This window comes from Glycomyces sp. NPDC048151, assembly GCF_043202775.1.
Classification (GTDB): Bacteria; Actinomycetota; Actinomycetes; order Mycobacteriales; family Micromonosporaceae; genus Glycomyces.
In genome coordinates this window covers 18,973-40,945 of the sequence record NZ_JBIDBB010000013.1, presented here as the reverse complement: position 1 = coordinate 40,945, position 21,973 = coordinate 18,973, and the positions used below count along the sequence as shown (strand labels likewise).

Genomic DNA, 21,973 nt, shown 5'->3' with positions numbered 1-21,973 from the left:
CGTCCTAGGGTGGGGGCATGCTCGAAATCAAGGACCTTCACAAGCGGTTCGGCGACACCGTTGCCCTCGACGGCGTCTCGCTCACCGCCGCCCCCGGTGAAGTGGTCGGGTTCGTCGGCGCGAACGGCGCCGGGAAGACCACCACCATGCGCATCGCCATGGGCGTCCTCGCCGCCGACAGCGGCCGGATCGTCTACAACGGAGCACCGCTCGACGTCGAGGCCCGCCGCCGCTTCGGCTACATGCCCTCGGAACGAGGCCTGTACCCGAAGATGAAGACGGCAGAGCAGATCGCGTACTTCGGCGAACTCCACGGCATGACCCGCGCCCAGGCGAAGCGGTCCGCCGCCGACCTGCTCGAGCAGCTCAACCTGACCGAGCGCGCCGGCGACTTCGTGCAGGACCTGTCCCTGGGCAACCAGCAGCGCGTCCAGCTCGCCGTCTCCCTCGTGCACGACCCCGAGGCGCTCATCCTCGACGAGCCGTTCTCCGGCCTCGACCCGCTCGCGGTCGACGTCATGGGCACCGCCCTGAAGGACCGCGCCGCCGACGGCGCGCCCGTCATCTTCTCCAGCCACCAGCTCGACCTCATCGAGCGGCTCTGCGACTCCGTCGTCATCATCGGCAACGGGAAGATCATCGCCGCCGGATCGGTCGACGAGCTGAAGGCCAAGGAGGTCAAGCAGCTGCGCGTGAGCGTCCAGACCGCCCAGGACCTCACCGGCTCGCTGCCGGGCACCGTCACCCGCGACGGCGACGACTACCTCGTGGAGGACGCCGACGACCAGGAGGTGCTGCGCATCGCCGCCGCCGCCGGGCGCGTCACCCACTTCGCGTACGACCAGCCCACCATCGCCGAGATCTTCCGAGAGGCCGTGACCCGATGAGCGCCCAGATCCCCGAGGCCTCCCGCATGCGCGGGCTCATGCTCGTGGCCGGACGCGAGATCCGCGTGCGCGGCCTCGCCAAGTCGAACATCATCAGCCTCATCATCACCGTCGTCATCGTCGGCGCGCTCGCGGCCCTGCCCACGATCCTCGGCGCGTTCAGCGGCGGCGACGAGGACGAGAAGATCGGCCTCGCCGGGACCGCCGCGCCCGCGATGGAAGCCCAGCTGAACGCCCTGGGCGGCTACGACGTCACCATGTACGACACCGCCGACGAGGCCGAGGCGGCCGTCAAGGACGGCGACGTGGACGCGGCCGTCGCCGACGGCACCCTCTACAGCGAGGAGTCCGTCGACAACGCCCTCCAGACCCAGCTCGACGCCGCCTGGCAGGCCGCGACCATCCAGACCAACCTCGCCGCCGCCGGACTCAGCGACGCCGAGATCGCCGCCGCGCTCACCGCCAAGCCGCTCGAGACCGTCTCCCTCTCCGAAGGCGAGACCGACCCGGCCACGAACTACTTCACCGGCCTGGTCATCTCCATCATCATGTTCATGATGCTCATGACCCCGGTCCAGTACATCGCGATGGGCGTCGTCGAGGAGAAGTCGAGCCGGATCGTCGAGATCCTCCTGACCAGCCTCAAGCCCTGGCAGCTCCTGGGCGGCAAGGTCATCGGCCTCGGCGTGATCTCCCTGGTGAACCTCGTCGCGATGGTCGGCGTCGGCCTCGGCGTCTCCGCCGCCACCGGCGTCCTCGGCGACCTCCCGCCCGGCACCGCCTCGGCGGCGATCTCCACGATCGGCTGGTGGCTCATCGCGCTCGTCCTCTTCGGAACGCTCGCGGGCGGCGTCGGCTCGCTCGTCTCCCGCCAGGAGGAGGCCGGATCGGTCCTGACCCCGCTCATCATGTCGCTCACCTTGAGCTACGTCGGCGCGATCTTCCTGCTCAACGCGCCCACGAGCACGTTCGCAGAAGTGCTGTCGATCGTGCCGCCGTTCTCGGCGATCGCCATGCCCACCCGCATGGCCGTCACCGAGGTCCCGGCCTGGGAGATCGCTCTCGCCATCGGGCTCCTCGTCGTCGCGGCCGCCGGAGCGCTCGCACTCGGCGCGCAGCTCTACAAGCGCTCGGTGCTGTACACCGGCTCGCGCCTGAAGCTGACAGAAGCGCTGCGCCGAGCGGACTAGCGCCACAAGCGGAACGGGCCGGACGCACGCGTCCGGCCCGCCGCCGTCCCCGCGTCCGCCGGTCCCCCGGCACTGGTCGCACCGCAGTACGGTGTCGCTGTGACCAATTCTGCAAAGGGCGTGTTCGGCGCCATCGCGGCCGTGGTCGGCGTCGTCGCGAGCATCGTGGGGATCCTCGTCGGCGTCCAGCAGCTCCGCGGCGGCGACAACCCGCCCGAGCAACCAGCCGACACCACCGCCGCCACGACCGGTGCACCCGCCGAAGCGGGCACCGAGGAGGACCAGGCCGCGCCCGCCTCCTCCTCCTGGACGCAGGAAGGCGACGGCGGCGAGCTCGTACTCTCCAAAGTGGTGAACAGCTCGGGCGAGTGCCAGTACCTGCACGTCGACTTCGACGCCGGCGTCGAGGGCACGATCCAGCCCGCGGCGACCTCCGGGCTCCGCGTCGAGGACGGCGACGACCTGATCTGGAACCCGTGCGAGAACGGGGACGGGCTCTACGTCGCCTCGCTCACCAGTGCGGGAACCGCCGTCGGCGCCGCCCTGGACGCCGCCGCCCCCTCCCCCGAGGACTGCATGGACGCCGTCACCGCGGCCGGGGGCGCGAACGCCGCACTGAACATCCAGCTCAGTTTCGCCGACGACGGCGCCACCGGCCTCAGCGCGGGCACGTCGCTGTGCGTGTGGAACACCGAGACCGGCCGCCTGACCGTCGCCTCCTCGGAGAGCATGCGGGAAGCCGAGAACGGCGTCGACGAGATCATCACCTACTGGGTGACGACCTACCTGCCCGCGTAGGCGGCCCGCCTGAGCGAGGCGACGCGCATCCGCACGGAAAAGGGCCCGGGATCTGATCCCGGGCCCTTTCGCTTTGCGCGTCTTACTCCGTCAAGAAGAGGAAGTAGCCGACCGAGGCGAGCATGAGCACCCAGGCGATCGGGTGGACTTCCTTCCAGCGGCCCTTCGCGGCCATCATCACCGGGAAGAACACCAGGCCCATGGCGATGCCGTTCGAGATCGAGTAGGTCAGCGGCATCACGGCGACGATGAGGAACGCCGGGATCGCGTACTCCAGCTTGGCCCATTCGATCTGGCCGAGCGCCTTCGCCATGAGCACGCCCACGACGATGAGCGCGGGCGCCGTGACCGCCGGGTTGTTGGCGACCAGGCCGAACACCGGGAACGCCACGAGCGACACGAGGAACCAGAAGCCGGTCGTCACCGCGGTGAGCCCGGTGCGGCCGCCGACCGAGACGCCCGCGGTGGACTCGATGTACGCCGTCGTCGTCGAGGTGCCGAGCACCGCGCCCGCCGAAGTGGCGATCGAGTCGGTCGCGAGGGCGCGGCCCGCGCGCGGCAGCTTGCCGTCCTCCTTGACCAGGCCCGCCTGGCCGGCGACGGCGAACAGCGTCCCGGCGGTGTCGAAGAAGTCCACGAACAGCATGGTCAGGATGACCGCGATCATGTGCACGGTGAACGCGTCCTCGAAGCCGGTGAAGGCCGCGCCGAACGAGTCGAGGTTCGGCGTGAAGCCCTCGGCGAGCTTCAGGTCGATCACGCCGGTGATCACGCCGAGGGCCAGCGTGGCGAGCATGCCGTAGAAGACGCCGCCCTTCCAGCCCAGGACCATGAACACGGCGGTGACGATGAGGCCGAACATGGTGAGCAGCACGGTGCCGTCGGTGAAGTCGCCGATGGTCACGAAGGTCGCGTCGGAGGCCTGGACGATCTCGCCGCCCTTGAGGCCGATGAACGCGATGAACAGGCCGATGCCCGCGCCGACCGCGAGCTTCAGCTGCGCCGGGATCGCGTTCACGATCGCCTCGCGCGCACCGGTGACGGCGAGGATGAAGAACAGCACGCCGGACACGAGCGTGCCGGTCAGGGCCGTCTGCCACGGGATACCCAGGGTCAGGACCACGGTGAACGCGAAGAACGCGTTCAGGCCCATGCCGGGAGCGGTGGCGATCGGGTAGCGGGCCCACAGGCCCATGACGAGGCAGCCGAGCGCGGAGGCGAGCGCGGTCGCGGTGAACACCGCTCCCGGGTTCGGAGCGTCGACCCCGGCCCCGGACAGCGCGAAGCTGAGGATGCCTGGGTTGACGGCGAGGATGTACGCCATCGCGAGGAAGGTCGTGGTCCCGGCGAGGACCTCGCGCTTCCAGTTGGTCTTGTTCTCGGTCATCCCGAAGAACTTGTCGACGCTGCCGAGCTGCGGCGCGTCCTTCTTCTCTTCAGTGGCGTCAGTTGCCATGTGGCGGGCACTCCTGTGCGGGCGTGGTGCGATGCCGGGCAGCTGGCACCTCGGGAAACAGGGTAACGGGGCAGGTACTGAACCTGCGGGTAATGTACCGGGTCCGCCGAGGTTGAGAAAGGGTTCGGGTCCCGCGAATGTGAGTTTTACGCACCCGATATGACTTGGAAAACAAGCGACGCCCCGGAGCCAAGGGGGGGACGGCTCCGGGGCGTCGACTTAGGGTCGAGCCCCCGGTGGCAGGATTCCGGGGGCTCGACAAGGACCGCACCGTCAAGCAGCGGGCGGTAGTCCGAAGTGCCTCTACCCGACGAATCGGGCTTCCTGCCTTGAGACAACTGCTAAACGCGACGGCGACTCGGCCGGTTGCATAACAGTTCGGTAACGGGCCTCAGGCCTCTTCGGCGTCCCGGCGGCGGCTCATGAACACGAGGATCACCGCACCGGCAACCAGCAGCACCCCGGCCGCGGCCAGGACCCAGACCAGCGGGGAGCCGGTGGTCGGCAGCGCAGAACCGGCAGGCGTGGTCGCGACATCGCTCGGTGCGGCACTGGTCGCGGCCGGGCTCGACGACTCCTCGGCGGGAGCCGTGGTCTCGGCTGCGGGCGAGGTGGTCGCCTCCGCAGAGGTGGTGGGCTCGTCGGTCGGGCTCTCCTCCTCGGAGGTCGTCGGCTCGTCGGTCGGAGAAGTTTCTTCGGAGGTGGTCGGCTCGTCGGTGGGCGACTCCTCTTCGGAAGTGGTCGGCTCGTCGGTCGGGCTCTCCTCCTCCGAAGTCGTGGGCTCGTCCGTGGGCGACTCCTCTTCCGAGGTGGTCGGCTCGTCGGTCGGCGACTCCTCTTCCGAGGTGGTCGGCTCGTCGGTCGGCGACTCCTCTTCCGAAGTGGTCGGCTCGTCGGTCGGGCTCTCCTCCTCAGAGGTGGTCGGCTCGTCGGTCGGCGACTCCTCCTCCGAGGTGGTCGCCGCAGCAGACGTGGTCGGCTCGGGCTCGTCCTCAGTGGCCGGGCAGACGTGGGTCAGGTTGAACTGGGCGCCCGTCTCTTCCCCGTTCCCGTTGCCGTTCCCATTCCCATTCCCGTTGCCGTTCCCGTTGCCGTTCCCGTTGCCCTTGTCGTCGTCCTCGAGGTCCACCTGCGCGTCGGCGCCGATGAGGGTCAGACCGGCGGGAGTGACGATGTACGCCTTGTTGTCGCCGCTGCCGCTGACGATCCCGCCGTCGTCGTCGGTGTTGAAGCGCAGGACGTTCCCGTCCTCGTCCGTGAAGACCGCCTCGATGTACTTGAAGTTGCCGTCGGCCGGAACCGACGAGGGCAGCACGAACACCCAGCCGTCGAGCCAGTCGGCGGTGTCCCCGGGGATCTGGTCGCAGCTCTTCGTCTCGAAGCCCTCGGCGGTCGTCGGCACGTTCCCCGGGTTGATCGAGATGGTGTCGTACTCCGTCGCGAGGGCGGGCAGCGCGAACGCGAGCGCGACGGCTCCCGTAAGGCCCGCGCCGGCCGCGGCGGCGAGGGTCTTGTGGCGGCGTGTGAAGTTCAAGGATCTCTCCGATGGTGCGAGCGGGCGGAACGGTCGAATGCGCCGGTTTCAACCGATTCGCCTACGGCGGAGCCGTATTCGATGATGGGCGATGACTCCACGCAGCCCAGGGCCGCCGCGTTGCATCCTTTTCGGATGACTGCGCACTCGACCGAACAGCTGACCTGCGAACACGTATCGAATCGGGGCGAAGACGACGACGCCCCCGGTCCGGAGACCGGGGGCGTCGTATCGGGGAAGCGGTGTCAGCCGCGCAGCCGGGTCGTGGGTCCCGGCCGCGTCAGCGGACTACCAGTCCTGGGCCTCGCGGCGGCGGCGCATAACCATGAAGATCGCGGCGCCGCCCGCGGCGAGGGCCGCGGCCGAGACGAGGGCGATCGTCAGCGGCGTGCCGGTGACGGGCAGGTTCGAGCCGACCGGGGAGGTCGAGGCCTCGCCGGGCGTGCCGCTCTCGCTCGGGTTCTCCGAGCCGGGAGCGGTCGGGGACTCCGAACCGGGCGAAGACGGCTCCTCGGCCGGGGTGGTCTCCTCCTCGCCCGGGGTGCCCGGGCAGGTGTGGGTGAGGTTGAACTGCGCGCCCTGGTCGGGGTCTTCGACGTCGGCCTCGGCGTCGACGAGGGTCCAGCCCGCCGGGGCGAGGATGTACGCCTTGTTGTCGCCCGAGCCGGAGACGATGCCGCCGTCGCTGTCGGTGTCGAGGACCTGTACGTCGCCGTTGCCGTCCTCGAAGGTCGCGGTCACGGAGATGAAGTTGTCCTCGACCCCGGCGGCGGCCGGGAGCACGAAGACCCAGCCGTCGACATCGGAGCCGATGTCGGCGGGCAGGTTGTCGCAGGAGTTCTCGAAGTCCTCGGCGGTCGTGGGCACGTTGCCGGGGTTGATGGGGATGGTGACGACCTCGGCCTGCGCGGCCGAGGCGATGGCGAGCGAGCCGACCAGGCCCGCTGCGGCAGCGACGCTGAGCGCGCCGACGGTCTTGAAGGGTTGCTTGAGTTCCACTTGAGTTGCTCTCCGTATTTCTCTGCCATGGGAGCGAATGTGCCGGATTCATGATGGGCACTTGCTTCACGCACGCAACGACCGCGCGGTTGCAGCACATTCAGATAACGGAAGGCAGAGGAGCGGAGAAGTCCGGCCCGAACGCGAACGACCCGCAGCATGGCTGCGGGTCGTTCGCGTTCGACGGGCCCTATGCGGGCCGCGGGTGCTGGCGCTCTCGGCGGCACATGGCCGCGCTACTCGAAGTCACCCTGGTCGGGACCCTTGCCGGGCCCGCCGTTGCCCGGCTCACCGGGGCAGGCGTGCGTCAGGTTGAAGAACGCGTCGTCGTCGGGGTCCTCGACCTCGGCCGACGCGTCGATGAGGGTCCAGCCCGCAGGCGAGACGATGTAGGCCTTGTTGTCGCCCGAGCCCGAGACGATGCCGCCGTCGTTGTCGGTGTCGAGAAGCTGCGGGTCCCCGTCCTCGTCCTCGAAGAGCGCGGTCACCGAGATGAAGTTGCCTTCGGCTCCGGCCGAGGCGGGGAGGACGAACACCCAGCCGTCCTCGTCGTTGTCGATGTCGCCGGGCGGGATGTTGTCGCAGGACTGGTTCTCGAAGTCCTCGGCGGTCGTGGGCACGTTGCCGTCGTTGATGAAGATTGTCTCGACCGCGGCGAGCGCGGGCGCGGCGAAGGCGAGCGAGCCGAGGAGGCCGCCTGCGAGGACTGTTGCGGACGCGGTCGTGCTGAACTGTTTCAATTTCATAACGGAGAACGTAGATGTCGCCCGCGGATCGCGCAGTGAAAACCCGGATCCGGATCCTATAGGATACGCGGCATGGCAGCAGCATTGAAGCTCACCTATGACTCCGCCCCCGGCGCCTGGCACGAAGGCCTCCCCATCGGGGAAGGCCGCATCGGCGCGATGCTCTGGGGCCCCCGGATCGAACTGAACGAGGACGGCTTCTGGTCCGGTGACGGCTCGTGGGACGTTCCCGAAGGCGTCGAAGGCATCGCCGCGCAGGCCGCCGAGGCCGTGCGCCGCGGCGACTACTACGCCGCCGACCAGCTCGTGACCCAGTTGCAGGGCAGGGACACCGAGGCCTACCAGCCCGCCGGGGCACTCGTCGCGGTCCACTCCGACGACGAGGCCCCCGAACGGCGCGAGCTCGACCTGCGCGACGGCGTCGCCACGGTCACCCGCGGCCGGGTCGTCAAGCAGGCCTTCGCTTCCGCCGCGTACCAGGTCATCGCCCTGCGTTGGACCGCAAGCGAACCCTTCGACCTCGACCTCCGCTTCGACTGGCCGCACGAGGGCGGCGAAGCGGCGACCGGCCCCGCCGAACTCGACTTCACCGGGCACGCCCCGATCAGCGTCGCGGGCGGCGTCCCCGACTACTCCACCACCGAAGGCGTCCGGCGCCTCGGCCTCAACGCGCAGCTGCGCTGCGACGGCGAGGTCGCCGAAACCGAAGGCGGCCACCGGTTCACGGGCTGCCGCAGCATCGAGGCGTACGTCGCGCTGCACTCCGACCCCGACGGGAAGGCCGCGCTCGCGACCGCCCGCGTCGAGGCCCGCCGCGCCGCCGACACCGGCTGGGCCGAGGTCCTCGCCGCCCACACCGCCGCGCACCGCGAGGTCATGGACCGTGTCGGCCTCGACCTCCGTCCACAGGTTCCTGTGGACAACCTGACGACCGCCGAACGCCTGCACCGGCGGGCCGCCGGGTCCGCCGACGAGGACCTCGCCGTGCTCGCGTTCCAGTTCGGCCGCTACCTCCTCGTCGGGTCCTCGCGGCCCGGCACCCAGGCAGCGAACCTCCAGGGGATCTGGAACCACCACGTCACCCCGCCGTGGAACTGCGACTACACCACGAACATCAACGTGGAGATGAACTACTGGCCCGCCGAGACCTGCGCGCTCCCGGAGTTCCACGAGCCCATGTTCGACCTGGTCGGCGACCTCGCGCGCACCGGCGGCGAGACCGCCCGCCGCCTCTACGACGCGGGCGGCTGGTGCTGCCACCACAACACCGACTACTGGCGCCTGACCACCCCGGTCAACGGCCGCGCCTGCTGGCAGGCCTGGCCCATGGGCGGCCTCTGGCTCTCGATGCACCTCGCCGAGCGCTGGCGCTTCTCGCGCGACGAGGAGTTCCTCGCCGACCACCTGCCGATCGCCTTGGGAGCGGCCAGGTTCGCGTTCGACCGGCTCTCCGAGGGCAGGGACGGCACACTCGTCACGAGCCCGGCCACCAGCCCCGAGAACGAGTTCGTCACGCCCGAGGGAAACTCGGCGGTCGACGAGTCCACCGGGATGGACGCAACGCTCGTGCGCGAGCTGTTCGCGTTCGTTCTCGAAGCGGCCGACGTGGTCGCCGAGGCCCTGCACGGCGACGACCTCCAGCTCGTCGAGGGCATCAAGGAGGCCATGCCGCGCCTGGCCGGGCCGAAGATCGGCGCCGACGGGCGGCTCCTCGAATGGGCCGCCGAGCACGAGGAGGCCGAACCGCACCACCGGCACGTCTCGCACCTGTACGGGGTCTACCCCGGCGACTCGTTCGCCGACGAGCCCGAACTCCTCGCGGCGGCGAGGAAGAGCCTCGAAGCGCGCGGCGACGCGGGCACCGGCTGGTCGCTCGCGTGGAAGACCGCGCTGTGGGCGCGGCTGGGCGACGGCGACCGCGCGCACCGGCTGCTCGGGGAGTTCCTGACGCCCGTGGGCTTCCGCGGCGAAGGCGCCGAGTACGCCGACGGCGGGGTCTACGCGTCGCTGCTGTGCGCGCACCCGCCGTTCCAGATCGACGGGAACTTCGGGACGACGGCGGCGATCGCGGAGATGCTCGTCCAGTCGCACCGCGCCGTGGACGGGGTGCCCGTGCTCGAACTGCTGCCCGCGCTGCCGGGCGCCTGGCCCGAAGGCGAGGTCCGGGGCCTGCGGGCGCGCGGCGGGATCACCGTGGAGCGCCTGGCCTGGCACGGCGGGGAGGTCGCCGAGGTGTCGCTCAAGTCCTCGTGCGACACCACGGTCATCGTGCGCGGCGAGCGCGTGCGCCTCGCCGAGGGCCAGACCTGGACCGTGAAGTACTGAGGCGTGAATCGCTAAGGGACGCAAGGGAGCGGCCGGAGCCATGAGGCTCCGGCCGCTTGGGTATGAAGGTCCGACACTGACCGGTCGGGTCAGCAGTCGGTGGCCTCTCCGGCCTGAGCGACCGCGATGCCGCACACGGACCAGTGGAACGCTCCGGCGGTCTCCGCGTTCACCAGCGAGATCCCGCTTCCGGGTCCCACCGGCTCCTTCGGGCCGGGGATCGAGTTGTCGCACTCCGCGGGCTCGATCGAGCTCGCCACCGCGACGCCGCAGATCTGCCACTTGGCGAAGTCCCGCAGGTCGACGTTCGCGAGGGCCGGCATGCCGTAGCCCGCAGGGGACTCCGGCAGCTCGTGGCCGAAGGTCTCGGCCGTGCCCTCCGTGTCGGCGCTGAACAGGCTTCCGCAAGCGGTGTCGGCGAGCGGGCCGGTCTCACCGGTCTCGCACACCGAAGGCAGCGTCGTGTCGTGCTCCGAGTCCACGTTCGCGACCGTCAGCCAGTCGGGTGTGGACGCGGAGGCGGCTCCGCCCGAGAGCGCCGCGGCTGCCGCGGCGGCGACGGCCGAGGCCGCGACCATGGTGGTGTTTCGCATCTTCATCTTCTTCTCACCGCTCGACCAGGCCCGAGGCTGACCTAGGGCCTAGTAGTCGCCCTGGTCGTGACCCTTGTCGGGGTAGCCGTTGTCCGAGATGTGGTCGGTGTTGTCGCAGATCTGGCCGTACGACTGGGTCAGCACGTTCTGGCCGCAGATCTGCCAGTGCGCGGCGGACGACGCGTCCAGGTTCGCGAGCGAGACGTCGCCGGCGTTGACGCCGGACTGCGGGCCCTCGCCGATGTGGTCGCGGTTGTCGCAGGTCTGGCCGTACGACGTGGTCAGGATGTTCTGGCCGCAGATCTGCCAGTGCGCGGCGGACGACGCGTCCACGTTCACGAGGCTGACCGGGCCGGCCCAGACGCCCGAGTTCTGGGCCATCGCGGGCGAAGCGGCACCGAGGACGGCGACGCCGGCGGCGGCGACGGCGAAAGCTGCGGTAGCAGTGGTCTTGCGCATTGCTGTGTTTCCTTTCGAGTTTGGTGGGGCGGGCCCGGCGGGGCCCGCCCCGGAAGATCGACCTACTGCGCGGTGTTGGGCATGTGGTCGTAGTTCAGGCACTGCTGGTAGAGCGACGGCGCGACGCCGACGTTCTGGCCGCAGATCTGCCAGTGGGCGGCGTCCGAGATGTCCAGGTTCGCGGCGGACACGTCGCCGGCCCAGACGCCGGACTGCGGGCCCTCGCCGATGTGGTCGCGGTTGTCGCAGACCTGGTCGAACGACTGGGCGAACACGTTCTGCCCGCAGATCTGCCAGTGCGCGGCGCTCGAGGCGTCGACGTTCACCAGGCTCACCGCACCGGCGTTGACGCCGGAGTTCTCGGCCATCGCCGGGGCGGCGGCCGCGCCGATCGCGGCGACGCCGGCAGCGGCGGCGATGATGTAGGTGGACTTGCGCATTGAGTTTCCCCCGATTCGAAGTACTTTTTGGAACCGTCGGGCCGGAAGCTGATCCGCCCGACGGAGACTGATCGGCCGCAGCGGCTACTGCGCGGCGGGCGTGATGTGGTCGTAGTTCTTGCACATCTGGTCGAGCGACGGCGCGACGCCGACGTTCTGGCCGCAGATCTGCCAGTGGGCGGCGGACGAGATGTCCAGGTTGCCGAGCGAGACGTCGCCGGCGTCGACGCCGGACTGCGGGCCCTCGCCGATGTGGTCGCGGTTGTCGCAGACCTGGCCGAAGGACTGGGTCAGCACGTTCTGGCCGCAGATCTGCCAGTGGGCGGCAGACGAGGCGTCGATGTTCACCAGGCTGACCGGGCCGGCCGAAACGCCCGAGTTGTTGCCGGCCATCGCGGGGGCGGCGGAGAGAGCGGCGGCGCCGGCGGCGACGGCGGCAACGGTGAGAACCTTGCGCATGAGTTGCGTTTCCTTCTGGGTTGTGCGCCCGGAGGTTCCGGGCGACTGCGATCGTCTTTCCCGTCCCGTTCGGGGACGGCGGTGCGACTGGCTTCCGCGCGTCGGGCGCCGGAGGGCGTGGGGTTCGAGACCCCATGCACTGCAACCGGAGGGAGATTTTGAAGGCGGACTTCAAGTTCCCCGCGCACCGACGCGCGGAGGCCCTAGTCTGGGGCGACGGACAGCTCGGCGGCGCGGTCCAACGGCCGCCCCAATTCCCCGATCACCGTGCGGGAGAGTGACACCTCTTCCCCCGCGGCGGACGGGGAGACGCAGACAGCGGTGTGGCCGCTGTCGACGCTGATACCAACGGTCGAGCCGGTGGCTCCACCGGGGATGATCTTCAGGTCAGGCAGTCCGGGGCCGTCGTACAGCCACGGCCTGGCCGAGGTGCGCGGCACGCCGCGCACGTCCTCGACTGCGGATGCGTCCGTCTTCCGCTCGTGTTCGGCGGAGCACTCGGCGGCGGCGGCCGGCCGGCCACTGTTCGCTCCGTGGAGCGACGCCGCCACCTCATCCGAGACCTGCTGTGCTGCAAGTGTGGTGAAGCTCGGTTGTCCTGCGGCACCGACGGGGACGCTCCCGGGCGTCGTCCCGTCGCCGAGGCGCAGGCCATCGGTCACCAGTCGCGCCAGTGCGTCGACCGGATCGGTCGAGGGCGCGACAGTCTCGTAGACACCGGACACCGCGGGGGCCGGGCCGTCCGCAATGGAGGCCGTTCCCTTCACGAGGTTTCCCACCAGCGGTGCCACTACTTCAGCGGTGCGGTCTCCGACGGACTCGTCATCCAAGTCGAGTAGGCCAGGCACGGCGTCGCCCTGCAGTGCAGTGCGCACGGCCCCGTCCGTCTCGCCCACCAGGGATCCCACCGGCTCGTCCAGGCCCGACACCAGCCCCGAGACCTCCCCCTGCCCCGCTGCCGTCCGATGTCCCTGCTGGTTCTGCGGGACCAGTCGCGCGGCCAGGCGCGACATGTCGGACACCTCTGCGGAGAGGGGGTCGGTCATCGCGGCAAGGCCCTGCGATGCTGCGGAATCGTCTGATGCCCAAGCGGATGCGGCCAACGCGAAGGCCCCCAGAAGCAGGGACCCGAATGCGGTGAGCGCGGCGCCGAGGAGGAACCGGAGCACGCTGAAGCGGCGAGTGACCTCGCTGCCTCCGGCGATGCGTCCCATCGTCTCCCCTTCGTCCTGAACCTGAGCGCGAGCGTTCTCGCCGCTCGCAATTGTTAGAACGAAAAGGGACTGATCGGGGATACGGGGTGAAGCAGATTTTGTCATTGAAAATAGGATGAATCAGACTCATAGCTTTCATCCTTGGAAATAGGGCGAGTCGGACTCACAGCGTCCCGCTGCTCACACACAGCAGCGGTTAACAGACTGTTTACATGACTTCAACGAACGAGAAATTGCTTTTTGGGAGCGTGGCAGCACAGCTTCACGGCTCGGGCATTCCTGCTTCACGGTGCGGATCGAGCCAGGCTGGACCGCATCACCGTTTGAAGGGCTCCTACCTGATGGCTATCAAGGCCGAGTACATCTGGATCGACGGCACCGAGCCGACGGCCAAGCTGCGTTCCAAGACCAAGATCCTGGCCGCCGGCGAAGAGCCGGGCATCTGGGGCTTCGACGGCTCCAGCACCAACCAGGCCGAGGGCCACACCTCGGACTGCGTGCTGCGCCCCGTCAAGTCCGTGCCGGACCCGATCCGCGGCGGCGACTCGATCCTGGTCCTGTGCGAGGTCCTGGACATCGACTTCACCCCCCACCCGACCAACACGCGCGCCAAGACCGCCGAGATCGCCGAGAAGTACGCGGGCCAGGAGTCCTGGTTCGGCATCGAGCAGGAGTACACCTTCATGGTGGGCGCCCGCCCGCTCGGCTTCCCCGAGGGCGGCTACCCGGCCCCGCAGGGCGGCTACTACTGCGGCGTCGGCGCCGACGAGATCTTCGGCCGCGAGATCGTCGAGAAGCACCTCGACAACTGCCTCGCCGCCGGCCTGCCGATCTCCGGCATCAACGCCGAGGTCATGCCCGGCCAGTGGGAGTTCCAGGTCGGCCCCGCGTCGGCCCTCGAGGTCTCCGACTCGCTGTGGATCGCGCGCTGGCTGCTGTACCGCACCGCCGAGGAGTTCGGCGTGTCCGCCACGATCGACCCCAAGCCCGCCAAGGGCGACTGGAACGGCGCCGGCTGCCACACCAACTTCTCCACCAAGGCGATGCGCGAGGACTACGAGCCCATCATCGCCGCGTGCGAGGCCCTCGGCCAGGACGACAAGCCCGCCGAGCACATCGCCGTCTACGGCGACGGCATCGCGGACCGCCTCACCGGCGCCCACGAGACCGCCCACTACACCCAGTTCTCCTACGGCGTCTCCAACCGCGGCGCCTCGATCCGCATCCCGTGGCAGGTCGAGAAGGACAAGAAGGGCTACCTCGAGGACCGTCGCCCCAACGCGAACATGGACCCCTACCTGGTGACCGGCAAGATCGTCGACACCGTCTGCTCCGCCCTGGAGAAGAAGGGCCTCGTCTAACCACGAGGACTCAGCAAAGCCCAAGGGGCGCCGCGCGATGCGCGGCGCCCCTTTCGCCGCACTGCGTTTTCAGCATTCGCGTCATCAGTGACACCGACCACACTGAGTGCGCCCGTTTCCCGCGGCACTGCGCCCCACTGGTGAGCCCTGCGAACCGACCGGCCTTGATACTGTGGCAACTGCCGCGGAACCCCTGACGACTCGACGGCACACCGATCCCCTCCCCGCTCAGAAGGCCGTCGCCAATGGACCATCTCCGGATGCCGAAGCCCGTTCGATTCGACCACGCCGCGATCCCCGACCGCAAGCGCCTCGCGGGCATCCGGTGGACCGCGCGGCTCTTCAACGGCTTCCACCAGGAGGCCCTCGCCGTCATCAAGCGCTCGGTCGGCGACGAGTCCGAGATCCCCGAATACCGCATCGCACTGCTTCAGGCGCTCGTGAAATGGCACGAGCGGCGGGCCGAACCCCGCCCGGAGCCGACCGTGCACGACGTGGACGTGCTCATCGTCTCCGACCTCTCCCTGCCCGGCGGGACCACCGCCTCGAACGCCGCCGACGTCGCCGCCCTCCGCAAGGCCGGACTCACCGTGGCGCTCTTCCACCAACCCGGCTACGAGCTCGACGCGGTTCGCGGCGTCAACGCCAAGATCCGCGCCCTGGGCTCCGACGAAGGCGTCCGCTTCGTCGGCCGCCGGGACCGCGTGCGGGCCCGCCTGACCGTGGTCCGGTTCCCGCCGTGCGCGACCCGGCTCGCCGACGAGCTGCCCGAAGTGGAGAGCGGCCGAACCGTCCTCGTCGTGAACCAGGCGCCGTACTACTACTACGGGGACGAACCGAAGCGGCGCTCCTGGCGCGTGCCGGAGGTCCATCAGCAGCTCCAGTCCTGGCTCGGCGAGCACACCTGGTACTGCGCGAGCCCGGTCGTGAAGGAACTCCTCACGACCTGGCACCGGGACGAGACCGACGGGATCGACATCGCCGAGGAGTACTGGTACGACATCACCGACCCCGCCGGGTGGGCCGAGGACGCCCCCGCGCGGCCGAGGCCCGGACCGATCAGGATCGGCCGCCACTCCCGCGACTCAAAGCTCAAGTGGCCCAGCGACGCCGCGAACCTGCGCGCCTGCTACCCGGGCTCGGACGACTTCGCGATCACGGTGCTCGGCGGGGCCGAGGCCCCGCGGCGCCTCCTCGGCGAACTGCCGGGCAACTGGACCGCCCTTGAGTTCGACGAGGTCCCCGTCGAGGAGTTCCTCGCCGGGATCGACGTCTTCGTGTACCACCTCGCCGACGACGGCATCGAGGCGTTCGGCCGGGCGCCGTTGGAGGCGATGGCCGCCGGAGTCCCCTGCCTACTCGACCCGAGACTCGAGCCCACCTTCGGGGACGCGGCGCTGTACCCGGCTCCGGAGGACGTCGAACGGACGGCACGCGAGCTCGTCGCCGATCAGGCGGCCTACGACGCGCAGGTCCTGCGCGGGCTCGAGAAGGTCCGCGGGTCGTTCTCCGACGAGCGCCTGGTCGGCCAGGTCCGGTCGCTGATGGCGCCCGCGCCGCGGCTCAGCCGGATCGCCCGGCGCTGGGGCCGGAACGGAACAGGGGCCCGCCGATGACAGTCCGGCCCCGCCTGCTCTACCTGGCCTTCTTCTTCCCTCCTTCTCGCGCGAGCGGGGTGTACCGCAGCCGCGCCGTCGCCGAGCGGTTCACCCGCGACGGCTGGGACGTGACCGTCCTCTCCGGACCTGTCGGCCACTTCGAGGAGACGAGCGGCGGACTCGACGAGGACCTGGCCGCGACCGTCGACCCCGCGGTACGGATCGAGCGCCCGGAGTTCACCGACCGCCGCGGCAGGTGGAAACGCCTGCTGCCGCGCCGCGGCGGCGACCCGCTGGGAAGGTACGGGGACTTCCCGGAGAAGTACGCCGACTGGTCCCGCAACGCCTACCACGAAGGGCTCCGCCTCCACCGCGAGCAGCCCTTCGACCTCGTCCTCGCCACCGGAAACCCCTTCTCCGCATTCGCCTCGGCCGCGGCGCTCGCCGCGGACACCGGACTGCCGTACGTGCTCGACTACCGCGACTCGTGGACACTCGACCTGTTCACGAACAAGCCGGCGTTCCCTGACGAGCACGCCGCGTACCGGTGGGAGGCCGACTTCATGGCATCGGCCGGGGCCGTCGCGTTCGTCAACACCGCTCTGCGGGACTGGCACGCGAAGCGCTACCCCGACACGGCCGAGCGGATGACGGTGGTGCCGAACGGATGGGACCCCGACGTCCTCGCCGCGACCGAAGCCGAGGCGGCGCCTGAAGGCACGGTCCGGTACGGCTATCTCGGCACCGTCACCGCCCAGCAGCCGGTGATCCGCATGGCGGAGGGTTTCAGGGAGCTGCAAGCGCGACGGCCGCCGTTCACACCGCGGCTGCGCCTCCACGGGCACCTCGGGTACTTCGCCGACGGCGCCGTCAAACTCGAGCGCAAACTCGGCATCGGCCGATTCCGCAGCGCCGACGAACCCGACCCCGACCTGATCCGCTACGAAGGCCCAGTCTCGAAGACCGCCGTCGCGAACGTCTACGCCCGCACCGACGTGCTGGTCTTCCTCGCCGGCGGCTCCCGCTACGTGACCTCCGGCAAGATCTTCGAGTACATGGCCACCGGGAAGCCGATCGTGTCGGTGCACAAGCGCGGCTCCGCGGCCGAGGAGTACCTGGAGCGCTACCCGCTCTGGTTCAAGCCGGCGAGCCTGGAGGCCGGGGACGTCGCCGACGCTCTGGAACGCGCCGCCGAGGCGGCGCAGCTCCCCGACCCAGCCCTCGCCGGAGCCGCCCGGGCGTACGCGTCACAGTTCACCCGCGACCGCGCGCTCGAAGCCCTCGAACGCCGCTGCCGCGAACTGCTCGGCGGCGGCCGCTGAGGCTACTATGAACCCTGCGCAACCTGCTTCACCAGCGAAGATGTATAGTTCTGCTCGCATTGACAGACGGTTCAACGGCACCCCCACCCCACTGCCCGGATCAGCGCGGTGGGCGCTGACGAGAGGCAAACAATGAGCGCAAAGAGGAACTTCGCCCTGCCCGGGAAGGTCCTGATGCTCGTGGACAACCACATCGACGGGGACTCGCGGGTCCAGAAGACCGCGAAGTCCATGGCCGAGGCGGGCTGGGAGGTGCACCTCGTCGGACGCTCCCCCGAGAACAAGTGGGAGCACTACGACCTCGGCGGCGCCCGCGTCCACCGGCTGCCGTACCGCCCCATCCCCCCGCAGCTCACCCTGCGCAAGGCCCTGGCGAACTTCCGCTTCCCGTTGGCGGCGAAGTCGATCGCCATCGCGCGCCGCCGACTCGACCTGCTGGTGCTCGACGCCTCCGAGCTGGCGCAGCGCCGCCTCGAAGCCGGAGACCCCCGGATCGCGCGCCGCCGTTTCCGCGAGCCGCGCCTGCCGCTCGTGCTGTTCCGGCGCGTCGCGGGCATGCGCAAGCGGTGGCTCCAGATGCGGCTGCGGCAGACCGAGACGAAACTCGAATGGCAGCGCGGCCGCTTCAAAGGCGCGCTCGAGGAGTTCGAGGCCGCGTTCTGGACGCTGCTGCTGCGCGACCGGGCCTGGCGCCGACTCGACGTGACGCCCCTGAACTACGACCTGAGCTACGGGAAGTTCATCGACGAAGCGAAGCCGAACCTCATCCACGCGCATGACATGCGGATGATCGGTGTCGCGGCGCGCGCCGCCGCGCGCGCCCGGGTCAAGGGCCGCCGCGTGAAGGTGATCTACGACGCGCACGAGTTCGTGCCCGGCCTCTCCCATCCCGGCCGCAAGTGGCTGAAGTCCGCCATCGCCTACGAGCGCGAGTACTTCCGCTTCGCGGACGCCGTGTTCACCGTGTCCCCCGCCCTCGCGGACCTGCTGGTGGACGCCCACAAGCTCGACGAGCGCCCCGAGGTGACGCTGAACGCCCCGCCGAAGCCGACCGGGGCGGTCCGCGAGGACGCGGCCGCGTTCGGCGACGTGCGCGCCGCCTGCGGGCTCGGCCCCGACGTGCCGCTCATGGTCTACTGCGGCGGGGCCGCACCGCAGCGCGGCCTGCACACCATGGTGGAGGCGCTCGCGTTCCAGCCGAAGCTGCACGCCGCGTTCGTCATCAACCGGCTCGAAGGCCCGTACATCGACCTCCTCCGGGAGAAGGCCGAGGAGGTCGGCGCCTCCGACCGCATCCACCTCATGCCGTACGTGCCCTACGACGTCCTCGTCGGCTTCCTCTCGACTGCTGACGTCGGCATCCACCCCCTGGTCACCGGCCCGGTCAACCACGAAGTGGCGCTGAGCACGAAGTTCTTCGAGTTCATGCAGGCCGGCCTGCCGATGGTGGTCAGCAACGTGAAGGCCATGTCGACCGAGGTCCGGCGGCTCGGCATGGGCGAGGTGTTCGAATCCGAGGACGGCAAGGACCTCGCCCGCGCGGTCGGGGCAGTGCTCGGCGCCCGCGAGACCTACACGAGGGCCTACCTCGACAAGGAGCGGCTGGACGAGTACACGTGGGAGGCCCAGGCTGCCAAGTACGTGCAGGTGTACCGCCGGCTCCTCTTGAAGGGCGGCGGGCAGGACGCGGCCCGCTAGGCCGAGCCGAACTCCTCGACGGGCACCGGCGACGGGCGCCCAGGTTCGATCGGCGAAAGGCCGAGTCCGCTGTAGAGGGGCATGCCGCCCCAGCGGTGCATCGCCGCGGTCCAGCGATCGGCCCACGCGTCCAGTTCAGGCAGACCCGTGGCCTCCGCCAGATGCCGCAGCCTTCTGACGTGCACCGAGTGATAGACGTTGGTCTGCACGCCCGCGATCTTCTTGACGAAGTTCGTGGGCGAGACGATCCGCTCGACCAGGTTCCGGGGAATCGCGAGTGTCCCGTCCTCAGGGGTCACAGTGCCGATCCGCTCCCACTGGCAGTCGACAGGCGCCGCGGCGAGGGGGTCGTACCTGCCGAGGTGGAGTTCGACCGCGGCGGGACGGTCCACATCGAGGTGCACAGTGTTGTCCTCGCGGGAGGCCAGTGAGAAGAGCAGGTTGACCTGCCGGGGACCGGTGCGGTGGTTGGCCCAGCGACTGCGGTGCTCCGTGAGGCCGAACTCGCCTTCACCGGGGACGGTCACCGTGACGCCGCCGAGGTCGGCGCCGACCGTTCGCAGATAGGCGAAGCCCGTGAGGCCGTAGCGGCTGTTGGCCACCTCTGGGGCGTCGAAGTCCGGCAGCATCGCCGCCATCGTCCTGGTCGACTCAAGCACCAGATCGCGGGCGGCCGGGTCGCCCGAGCGCTCGTAGTACTGCCAGGCGGCGTAGAGCGCCGACTGCCAGCCGTTGAGGATATAGCTGTTGGGCGCCTGCGGGACCTCGGCGATCGAGACGCCGTGAACGTCCCGGTAGAGGACCCCGCCCTGCTCGCGGGGCACGGTCAGGGCCTTGAAGCAGCGGCGGGCGGCCTCCTTGAGGTGCTCCTGCCCGGTGGCCTCCGCGGCGGCCCAGAGCTGCTCGGCGTAGTAGCCCTGGGTCAGCGCCGAGTAGTGGCGCTCGTACAGACGCGCACCTCCACCGGCCTCGTACCAGCGGACCAGGGCCCCTTCGAACTCCTCCATCCGCTCGACGGCGGCGTCGGCGACGACGGCCACCGCCCGGAGTATCTCGTCGGCGTTCTCCGGCCGCACCTGCCTGAGGTAGTGCTTGATCGCGTACACGGGATAGATCGGGTGCTCGTAGAGCTTCCCGTTTTCCTGCCGACGGCACGGGTAGCCGGAGTCGTTCCACTCCAGCCGGTAGAACCCTGCCGCCATCTCGGCGAAATGCCCTTCGAACGGCGGCATGTCGGGCACTTTGGGACGCGCGTTCGGCCGGGGTGCCGCGGATTGAGGAACGGGGCTCCTGCGCACGGGCAGGAGGCGCTTGGCGATCCGGCCGCCGGTGAGGCGAAGCAGCCGTCGGGTGGGGAGCTGCTCGGCCGAGGGGGCGGCGGCGAGTTCGGTGAGACGGCGCTCGGCCTCGTCCGCCCTACGTCGTTCGGCGGCGAGTTCGAGACTCTGCCTGCGGGCGCGCTCCGCCGCCCGGCGCTTCACCCCGGTCGCCTCGCGCCAGGCGTCCTCGAGCTCCCGCTCGCGCAGGTCGAGGGCGGCCCGCAGGACGCCGGTCACCACCTCCGCCGCCGCCGCGGGGTCGAGCGGAGCCAACACGGCCTCTTGCCCGGGCACTTCGTCTTGCATCGGGGCGGCGTCGCCGAGCAGCCGCACGTCGGCGTCCGGCAGCCAAGCCATCAGATCCGCGTCCATCGACGCCGCCCGCTCCCGGGCCCAAGCCGGCGTCGAGATGTCAGTCGGCGCGGGGCGGCCGCCCGTCGCCTCCCGCGTGATCCCGACCGCGGATTCGGTGAGGAGGCGCTTCGCGAGCTCCTGGCCGGGCCCGAAGCCGTCGAGCCGCTGGTGGCTCAGGCGCAGCAGCTCGGTCTCGGCGGCGCTCAGCGGGTTGCCGACCCTTTCGGGACTCCGCAGCAGATCGGCGGGTACGCCCAGCAGGTCGGCGAAGCGGTTGAGCAGCAGTTCAGGCCGCCGCAGGTCGACCGGGACGACGGTGACATGCCCGCGTCCCGCGGCGTCGACCCAGCGCTCGATAAAGCGGCGGTGCCACAGCTGGATCCGGTACCGGTCCTGGTGCTCCCCTTCTGGCGGCGCCGCCAGTACCCGCTCCAGCCAGTCCTGGTACGGGTCGGTCTCACCTGACAGCACAGCCCGCTTCCAGTAGTCGGACAGGAGCTCGACGAGGGGGCGGAGGGTGACGACCACCCGCACTCGGTCACCGCCGAGTGCGTCGACGATCCGTTTCGCGTCGTCGGCGCGCGCGTGGGAGAAGCGCTCGCTGCTGATGAACTGGACCCGGCCGCGGTCCCTGGCGACCGCGGCGACCAAGGCGCCCCATGCCGCCGCATGCTCCGGGCCGGTGCCCGCGCCGCCCGACGCGGCCTCCCTGTGGTCGCCCTCGCTTCCGGGAAGGGAGACGCCGTGCTCGCGCAGCCGGTCACGAGCCCCGCCCACCGCCTCCTGGAGAAGAGCCGCGCCGGTCTCCGGGAGGCCGACGTGCAGGACCACATGCTTCGCGAGGGGCTCGGACATGGACCGATCGTAACCGAGGTCCGAGAGGAGCTCACGCTCAGCGCCACCCTCCAGAAGGTCCTGCCAAACGAGTCCACAGTAGTCGCCGCTGCTCTGCATCCGTTTGTCTGGACCAACGGACCGAACCCTGCCCACAGCCTCGGGCAAATACGGTCGAAACGGACGGTCGGCGAAAGCAGATGCGGCCCGGCCGCGCAGTGGACACGGCCTTCGGCACTGTCGCCCGGTCAAGGGCGACACTGCGACGCGAATCCCGACCGCATCCGGACCGGGACATACGGGCTGTGGATCACGTCACCGAGTCCCCGGACCGCGCGCGGCCCGGGTTCGCGCCACAATAGTCAGGCGGTCGCCGCACCAACGAGT

Annotated in this window: 18 protein-coding genes; 8 read left to right on the top strand and 10 right to left on the bottom strand. The window is 70.0% G+C overall.

The window, feature by feature from the left end; genetic code table 11:
• Positions 1–17: 17 nt before the first annotated feature.
• The 3 genes from ACGGCP_RS25725 (at position 18) to ACGGCP_RS25715 (ending at position 2,875) form a co-directional block, all read left to right on the top strand.
• Complete coding sequence (locus ACGGCP_RS25725) at positions 18–887, top strand: ABC transporter ATP-binding protein (protein WP_392971197.1); 870 nt, start codon at positions 18–20, stop codon at positions 885–887.
• On the top strand, positions 884–2,077 hold the full coding sequence (locus ACGGCP_RS25720) for an ABC transporter permease (RefSeq protein WP_392971194.1): 1,194 nt from the start codon (positions 884–886) through the stop codon (positions 2,075–2,077). The genes ACGGCP_RS25725 and ACGGCP_RS25720 overlap by 4 nt, the downstream gene beginning before the upstream one ends.
• Positions 2,078–2,176: 99 nt before the next feature.
• Positions 2,177–2,875 (top strand): hypothetical protein, encoded by a 699-nt coding sequence (locus ACGGCP_RS25715; RefSeq protein ID WP_392971191.1) that lies wholly within the window; start codon positions 2,177–2,179, stop codon positions 2,873–2,875.
• A gap of 82 nt (positions 2,876–2,957) precedes the next feature.
• Here ACGGCP_RS25715 and ACGGCP_RS25710 read toward each other — a convergent pair whose 3' ends face one another.
• The 4 genes from ACGGCP_RS25710 to ACGGCP_RS25695 form a co-directional block, all read right to left on the bottom strand.
• The gene (locus ACGGCP_RS25710; RefSeq protein WP_392971188.1) at positions 2,958–4,331 is read right to left on the bottom strand and encodes an NCS2 family permease; all 1,374 of its coding nucleotides are present in this window, start codon (positions 4,329–4,331) and stop codon (positions 2,958–2,960) included.
• Positions 4,332–4,722: 391 nt separating this feature from the next.
• A complete protein-coding gene (locus ACGGCP_RS25705) occupies positions 4,723–5,865 on the bottom strand; it encodes a hypothetical protein (protein ID WP_392971185.1) in 1,143 nt (380 codons plus the stop codon).
• 288 nt (positions 5,866–6,153) lie between these two features.
• Positions 6,154–6,864 (bottom strand): hypothetical protein, encoded by a 711-nt coding sequence (locus ACGGCP_RS25700; protein WP_392971182.1) that lies wholly within the window; start codon positions 6,862–6,864, stop codon positions 6,154–6,156.
• Positions 6,865–7,100: 236 nt separating this feature from the next.
• Positions 7,101–7,610, bottom strand: a complete 510-nt coding sequence (locus ACGGCP_RS25695) for a hypothetical protein (RefSeq protein ID WP_392971179.1) — start codon at positions 7,608–7,610, stop codon at positions 7,101–7,103.
• 72 nt (positions 7,611–7,682) lie between these two features.
• Here ACGGCP_RS25695 and ACGGCP_RS25690 point away from each other — a divergent pair, with 72 nt between their 5' ends.
• Positions 7,683–9,935, top strand: coding sequence for a glycoside hydrolase N-terminal domain-containing protein (locus ACGGCP_RS25690; RefSeq protein ID WP_392971176.1), 2,253 nt, complete (start codon positions 7,683–7,685; stop codon positions 9,933–9,935).
• An 89-nt stretch (positions 9,936–10,024) separates the two neighbouring features.
• On the opposite strand, the gene ACGGCP_RS25685 is transcribed toward ACGGCP_RS25690, so the two are convergent.
• From ACGGCP_RS25685 to ACGGCP_RS25665, 5 genes are all read right to left on the bottom strand, one after another.
• On the bottom strand, positions 10,025–10,528 hold the full coding sequence (locus tag ACGGCP_RS25685; RefSeq protein WP_392971173.1) for a hypothetical protein: 504 nt from the start codon (positions 10,526–10,528) through the stop codon (positions 10,025–10,027).
• 48 nt (positions 10,529–10,576) lie between these two features.
• A complete protein-coding gene (locus ACGGCP_RS25680) occupies positions 10,577–10,987 on the bottom strand; it encodes a hypothetical protein (RefSeq protein WP_392971170.1) in 411 nt (136 codons plus the stop codon).
• 62 nt (positions 10,988–11,049) lie between these two features.
• Positions 11,050–11,427, bottom strand: a complete 378-nt coding sequence (locus ACGGCP_RS25675) for a hypothetical protein (RefSeq protein ID WP_392971167.1) — start codon at positions 11,425–11,427, stop codon at positions 11,050–11,052.
• A gap of 84 nt (positions 11,428–11,511) precedes the next feature.
• A complete protein-coding gene (locus ACGGCP_RS25670; protein WP_392971164.1) occupies positions 11,512–11,886 on the bottom strand; it encodes a hypothetical protein in 375 nt (124 codons plus the stop codon).
• 203 nt (positions 11,887–12,089) lie between these two features.
• Positions 12,090–13,100 carry a hypothetical protein gene (locus ACGGCP_RS25665; protein ID WP_392971161.1) on the bottom strand — a complete coding sequence of 337 codons (1,011 nt, stop codon included), beginning with the start codon at positions 13,098–13,100 and terminating at the stop codon, positions 12,090–12,092.
• Positions 13,101–13,441: 341 nt separating this feature from the next.
• Between ACGGCP_RS25665 and glnII the strand changes: the two genes are divergently transcribed.
• The 4 genes from glnII (at position 13,442) to ACGGCP_RS25645 (ending at position 19,079) form a co-directional block, all read left to right on the top strand.
• Complete coding sequence (glnII, locus tag ACGGCP_RS25660) at positions 13,442–14,461, top strand: glutamine synthetase GlnII (RefSeq protein WP_392971158.1); 1,020 nt, start codon at positions 13,442–13,444, stop codon at positions 14,459–14,461.
• Positions 14,462–14,721: 260 nt separating this feature from the next.
• Positions 14,722–16,077, top strand: a complete 1,356-nt coding sequence (locus ACGGCP_RS25655) for a glycosyltransferase (protein ID WP_392971155.1) — start codon at positions 14,722–14,724, stop codon at positions 16,075–16,077.
• Complete coding sequence (locus ACGGCP_RS25650) at positions 16,074–17,381, top strand: glycosyltransferase (protein ID WP_392971152.1); 1,308 nt, start codon at positions 16,074–16,076, stop codon at positions 17,379–17,381. Before ACGGCP_RS25655 ends, ACGGCP_RS25650 begins: the two co-directional genes overlap by 4 nt.
• 132 nt (positions 17,382–17,513) lie before the next feature.
• Positions 17,514–19,079, top strand: a complete 1,566-nt coding sequence (locus ACGGCP_RS25645) for a glycosyltransferase (protein ID WP_392971149.1) — start codon at positions 17,514–17,516, stop codon at positions 19,077–19,079.
• On the opposite strand, the gene ACGGCP_RS25640 is transcribed toward ACGGCP_RS25645, so the two are convergent.
• Positions 19,076–21,607, bottom strand: a complete 2,532-nt coding sequence (locus ACGGCP_RS25640; protein WP_392971146.1) for a D-glucuronyl C5-epimerase family protein — start codon at positions 21,605–21,607, stop codon at positions 19,076–19,078. The genes ACGGCP_RS25645 and ACGGCP_RS25640 overlap by 4 nt on opposite strands.
• Positions 21,608–21,973: the final 366 nt, after the last annotated feature.

What these genes read in the sequence shown, in the direction of transcription:
- ACGGCP_RS25725 (WP_392971197.1), top strand. Translation starts at nt 18, where the DNA reads ATGCTCGAAATCAAGGACCTTCACAAGCGGTTCGGCGACACCGTTGCC.
- ACGGCP_RS25690 (WP_392971176.1), top strand. Translation starts at nt 7,683, where the DNA reads ATGGCAGCAGCATTGAAGCTCACCTATGACTCCGCCCCCGGCGCCTGG.
- ACGGCP_RS25695 (WP_392971179.1), bottom strand. Translation starts at nt 7,610, where the DNA reads ATGAAATTGAAACAGTTCAGCACGACCGCGTCCGCAACAGTCCTCGCA.
- ACGGCP_RS25650 (WP_392971152.1), top strand. Translation starts at nt 16,074, where the DNA reads ATGACAGTCCGGCCCCGCCTGCTCTACCTGGCCTTCTTCTTCCCTCCT.
- ACGGCP_RS25710 (WP_392971188.1), bottom strand. Translation starts at nt 4,331, where the DNA reads ATGGCAACTGACGCCACTGAAGAGAAGAAGGACGCGCCGCAGCTCGGC.
- ACGGCP_RS25680 (WP_392971170.1), bottom strand. Translation starts at nt 10,987, where the DNA reads ATGCGCAAGACCACTGCTACCGCAGCTTTCGCCGTCGCCGCCGCCGGC.
- ACGGCP_RS25675 (WP_392971167.1), bottom strand. Translation starts at nt 11,427, where the DNA reads ATGCGCAAGTCCACCTACATCATCGCCGCCGCTGCCGGCGTCGCCGCG.
- ACGGCP_RS25655 (WP_392971155.1), top strand. Translation starts at nt 14,722, where the DNA reads ATGCCGAAGCCCGTTCGATTCGACCACGCCGCGATCCCCGACCGCAAG.
- ACGGCP_RS25670 (WP_392971164.1), bottom strand. Translation starts at nt 11,886, where the DNA reads ATGCGCAAGGTTCTCACCGTTGCCGCCGTCGCCGCCGGCGCCGCCGCT.
- ACGGCP_RS25685 (WP_392971173.1), bottom strand. Translation starts at nt 10,528, where the DNA reads ATGCGAAACACCACCATGGTCGCGGCCTCGGCCGTCGCCGCCGCGGCA.
- glnII (WP_392971158.1), top strand. Translation starts at nt 13,442, where the DNA reads ATGGCTATCAAGGCCGAGTACATCTGGATCGACGGCACCGAGCCGACG.
- ACGGCP_RS25720 (WP_392971194.1), top strand. Translation starts at nt 884, where the DNA reads ATGAGCGCCCAGATCCCCGAGGCCTCCCGCATGCGCGGGCTCATGCTC.
- ACGGCP_RS25645 (WP_392971149.1), top strand. Translation starts at nt 17,514, where the DNA reads ATGAGCGCAAAGAGGAACTTCGCCCTGCCCGGGAAGGTCCTGATGCTC.
- ACGGCP_RS25665 (WP_392971161.1), bottom strand. Translation starts at nt 13,100, where the DNA reads ATGGGACGCATCGCCGGAGGCAGCGAGGTCACTCGCCGCTTCAGCGTG.
- ACGGCP_RS25640 (WP_392971146.1), bottom strand. Translation starts at nt 21,607, where the DNA reads ATGTCCGAGCCCCTCGCGAAGCATGTGGTCCTGCACGTCGGCCTCCCG.